The organism is Methanobrevibacter sp. (assembly GCF_045586545.1).
In the GTDB taxonomy this organism is placed as follows: Archaea; Methanobacteriota; Methanobacteria; order Methanobacteriales; family Methanobacteriaceae; genus Methanocatella.
In genome coordinates, this window is record NZ_JAZNAN010000092.1 from 1 (window position 1) to 4,734 (window position 4,734).

The following is a 4,734-nucleotide window of genomic DNA, read 5'->3' on the forward strand; positions in this document are numbered from 1 at the left end:
CTTGTTGTTCTGTAACGATTAATTAAAAAATGTTCACTTAGACTGATTCTAACAAATTCTTCTAAAAACAGCTGAAATAATTTTATTGAACAAACGAATACCGCTGAAAAATAAAAACTTAGCATTCATGCGTTTTCTCTGCTTTAATTTTCGGTGTATGCTTCCATGTTCGTGGAATTATTCTAGTAAGTTTTTTAAGATTTCTTTTCTTTTTTAAGATATAAATGCCTAATTTTGTACGAATTCTATATATTAATGTGTATATTGTAAATAATTAATAACTATAACAGCTAAAGCATCTTAATTATGTTAAGAAAATTTAAATTGGGGGGGGGTAATTTTAGCGTCTCTCCTTGCTTTGGTAGGTTGCCAAAGTGAAAAATTGGTGGACGAAGGTGGTTCACAACAAGGTCAGCAGTTTACTTTGACTGCTAGTAAGGGTGTACAGAGTCGTACTCATTTGGGTAACCCTTATATCAATGAAAATGGCAAGAAAATTTTGCCGATGTATTGGACAAAGGGAGACAGAATCTATGTAAGTAGTAAGGATGGTAGAGTAACTGGTACATTGACATTGACTAGTGAGCCAGGTAAACCTACAGGTACATTTACCGGTTTTGTATTTGGTGACCCAGCAGACCTCTATTATTCTATTTATCCGGTTCCTGATGGTGGAAAAGTAGATTTGAGTACACTTACCGGTAGAGAAATCAGAACTCCGATGGTCGGTACCATTAGTGCAAATAAGAATGTTGCATTTGATAATACCTGTGGTATGATGGTAGTAGAGAATTTGGATTATGAAGAAGGAAATGAAACTACTGCTAACTTTAAACTTTTTGCAGGTACTGCTACTGACAACTTAATCCCATTGGCAGCAACGGCAGAAATCGAAAAAGATGAAAATGGTGTTGTAAAAGTGGATGCGGAAGGAAATGTTTCTTTAAAATATACATCAAAGACTGATAAATTCATCAATTTGACTGATGCTGAATTCATTGAAGGAAAATTGTATATTCCATACGATTTGAAGAGCAATGCGACAAAAGAAAACATTCATTTTTATATGCAATCTGACGATAGTCAAATTTTAGAACCCATTACTAATTCGCCAGTTAGTTTAAAGGATGCTACGATTGGTAAACCGCTCTATGCTGATGCCAAAGTTGCGGTGGATGCTAATGGTTCTGTTAGTAAAGTTCATGATAAGGTAGTTCCAAGCACTTCAGCAGATGTAACCGTTGAAATTAATACAAAAGAAAATGCAGTAAATATTCCTTCAGTACCAGAAGAAGTAAAGAATGTGACTATTGAAATGCCAATTCAACTTTCTGATAATAAGAAGGAAGCGATTGTAGCTATCGAAGAAATTAAGAGTAACGATGCTGTTATCACTATTACTTCTACTTCTACAGAAAGTAGTGCCCCTGATGCAGGTGGTGATAATTCTACTACAGCTACTGCTAGCCAAATTGAAGAAATGACCGTGATTCTTCCTTCTAATGCAACGCAAGAACAAGTTGAACAACGGGTTATAATTGATATGCCGAACACAACCGTAACCGTAAAATCGGATGATGGTAATGTATTGTTTATTAAAGAAATGACTGTTGCAACTGCTCCAAGTACTCTTGTTGTAGAAAAAGACGTGGAAATTGAAACGTTGATTATCAAGCAAGGTAATGTTCAAGTATTTGGTAAAGTTGGTGAGATTAAACGTGCTGATGATAATGATGATAAAGAAACAGTAGTAACCATTGAAAAAGGTGGTGAAGTCAATGCGGTGTTTGGTAAGGATAAAATCAATGTGATTGACAATAACAAACCATCAGTAACTCCTGAACAGACAACTGTTTCAGATTTCAAAGAATTGAAAGCTGCTTTGGAAGATGCAGAACCAAATATTAAGTTTGGTGATAACATTGTATTGGACGAACCTTTGGCTATTATAGCTCAAACAGAAATTGATCTAAACGGAAAGACTCTTTCAGTTGGTTATACTGACAACAAAGGAAAAAATGCAGTAATCACTTGTTCGGAAGCTCTAATTTTGAGAAATGGTAATTTAACCGGTGGTAAGACTTCGGATTTACATGATTATTATATATCAATGTCAGGAGGTGCACATAAACAATTGCTTTTGACGAATGTATCTTTATCAACAGGAACAGGTATTGCGAATGCTGTTTTTATGGATGATGATTTGTTAATGACAGGAAGTTCTAGTAAAATCACTACTTCAGGCAATGCCATTCATTATGTGGCGAATCAAAGTGGACCACGTTATTATTCACGTATTTACGGAACTGTTAATGGAGACATTTATATCGAAAGTACTCATAAAACATTGAATGCCATGTTGATATTTGAAGGTGGTACTATCAATGGTAATTTGGTAAAGGGAGCCTCATCAAATGCAAGCCTGAATTTGCCTGAATATGTATTCAATAATGGTGCACAAGTTGGTGCAGGTTATATTGGTTGGGAAAATATTGGTGTATATGTGGAAGAAGGCGGTGATAAGCCTGAAGGCGGAGACCATGTAGCCGAAGGTACTCCAGTAACGGATTTGGTTGGTCTACAAGCTATTTTGGAAGATCCAGACAATAGGACAAACATTATATTGACTGCACCGATAGAACTTACCGAAAATTATGCTATTGATTTGGGTGGACGTATACTCTTTATAGACGAGAATATATTTGCGAATCATCCAGATGCCACAGCGGCTATTAGTTCTACAGCTAATTTAACTATTCGAAATGCTACTATATATGGGCCTGAACTTAAAAAAGCTGATACTCTAAGATATATGATTGAACATATTGGCACCACTTCTATTGAGAATACTTATTTGACTTTAAATTCCGTGACTGTGGAATCAAGGGCTATTAAAAATGCAGTACATGTAAAGGATGGTTTTTTATATTTCCAAGAATCGACAATAAATGCGGGACAGGTGTTTAAGTTGGAAGCGGAAAGTAAATGGGTTAAAGGAAGTTTGGAAAGCAGTAATATCACAGGTGACATTAGTTTTACTCACAATCATCAGGATGATAATACATTTAAATCTGGTATATCCATTGAAGGCGGTACAGTTGTCAATGGTTCCTTGTTTAAAGAAGGTACTTATAAGGAGACAATGATATTTGAAATAAAGGAAGAAGATAAACTAGCGTATAATTATAGTAACATAAGCGGTAATGGTTGGTTTGAAGCAACTGTGAATTACATTCAGCATCAGTTGGCAACGACAGGTTTGGTGGGAATATCAGCATGGAATGTGAAAAATGATGTTACTTTTGATGTGAACAATCAGGTTAATGACGGTATTATTCGTTTTTATGTAGATAGTCTGGAAGGTGAGGGAACTATTACGTTTAACAATACCAATACCAATGGAGAAACCCAGGAATTGTATTTAGATGTCAAAGAAGGATTTGACAAGGTGCAATATACAGGAGAATTTAAAGTACAAAATGAGAATGCTTCATCTGAAGGAGAATAATTCCCAATGGCTGCACCCTAAAAAGTGCAGCCATTACTGTTATTATAGTAAAAGTTATTCCATTTGTGTGGTAGCAGTTGCTGCAGTTATTCGGATGCTTACAATTCACTTCTTTTCTTTCGATATACCATTTCAGGTTCATTCAAAATCATATTATCGGAATCTTCCATCCAATAGGGTATTTGTAAAAACTCTGTTGGTGTATATACAGGTATGGTTGAATGAACAAAATCTTTTGAATTTCTAAGTAAAGGACAATACTGATATACACAACTGATTGTTTCTCGGTGAAATGGTAAAAACTTGTTTTGCAGCTTCTCCAAAAGGAATGCGATTTGACAAGTAATCTATAATGATATTTGTATCTAAAAAAATCCGTCTTTTCATCATTCGTATTTATTTTTTATAGCAAGTTCCAATTCTTTCTTATAGTCGAAGTCTTCAGGAAGCTGTACACAACCATATAATTTATCTACCAGTTCTTTCCTCTGTGAGACACTCAATTCTTCAGGCTTCTCTTGAACAAACAAGTTCCAACCTAAAGCCTTTGCTAATTTCTTCAAAATCGTAAATTCCGACTGAGGAAGACTGATATTCACATTTAAATTTGTATTCATAAAATTCTCGTTTTAATATTTTAGCAAAGAAACAATTTATTTTGCGGAAATCCTAATCTGTAACACTAAAACAAGAACAAAATAGATTATTTTGTGAACCCGTGAATGGTGTGAAGGGTGATTCTGAACTTTTTTCAGTGCGATAAAACGACAATCCATTAGGAAAAGTCGAATAAACTTTGTTTCTTTGCAAAAATAACTAATAAGAGATATACAGATGAATAATTACATTCGATTTGATTGGGCGATGAAACGCCTGCTTCGAGACAAGGCCAATTATGCCGTCTTGGAAGGATTGATGACCACTCTTTTGGGTCAGGAAATGAAAATACAGAAACTTCTTGAAAACGAGAGTAATCAGGAAAGTGAGTTCGACAAGGCTAACCGTGTGGACATTCTGGCGGAGAATGACAAGGGAGAGCTGTTTATCATTGAGATACAAAACAATAATGAATATGCTTATTTCCAACGTATGTTGTTCGGTACATCCAAGTTGGTAACCGAATACATCAACCGAGGAGAGGGCTATGAAAACATCCGCAAGATTTATAGCATCAACATCGTTTATTTCAATCTGGGCAATGGTACGGATGTGGTGTATCATGGGAA

At 35.3% G+C, this 4,734-nt stretch carries 3 protein-coding genes; 2 read left to right on the top strand and 1 reads right to left on the bottom strand.

Annotated elements, in window-relative coordinates; all coding sequences use genetic code 11:
• Positions 1–382: 382 nt before the first annotated feature.
• Complete coding sequence (locus tag ACKI3D_RS07110; protein ID WP_407393258.1) at positions 383–3,508, top strand: hypothetical protein; 3,126 nt, start codon at positions 383–385, stop codon at positions 3,506–3,508.
• 386 nt (positions 3,509–3,894) lie between these two features.
• Here ACKI3D_RS07110 and ACKI3D_RS07115 read toward each other — a convergent pair whose 3' ends face one another.
• On the bottom strand, positions 3,895–4,038 hold the full coding sequence (locus ACKI3D_RS07115; protein WP_407393260.1) for a hypothetical protein: 144 nt from the start codon (positions 4,036–4,038) through the stop codon (positions 3,895–3,897).
• Between the two features lie 304 nt (positions 4,039–4,342).
• On the opposite strand from ACKI3D_RS07115, the gene ACKI3D_RS07120 reads away from it, so the two are divergent.
• On the top strand, positions 4,343–4,734 hold a 392-nt coding region (locus ACKI3D_RS07120; RefSeq protein WP_407393262.1), incomplete at its 3' end, for an Rpn family recombination-promoting nuclease/putative transposase.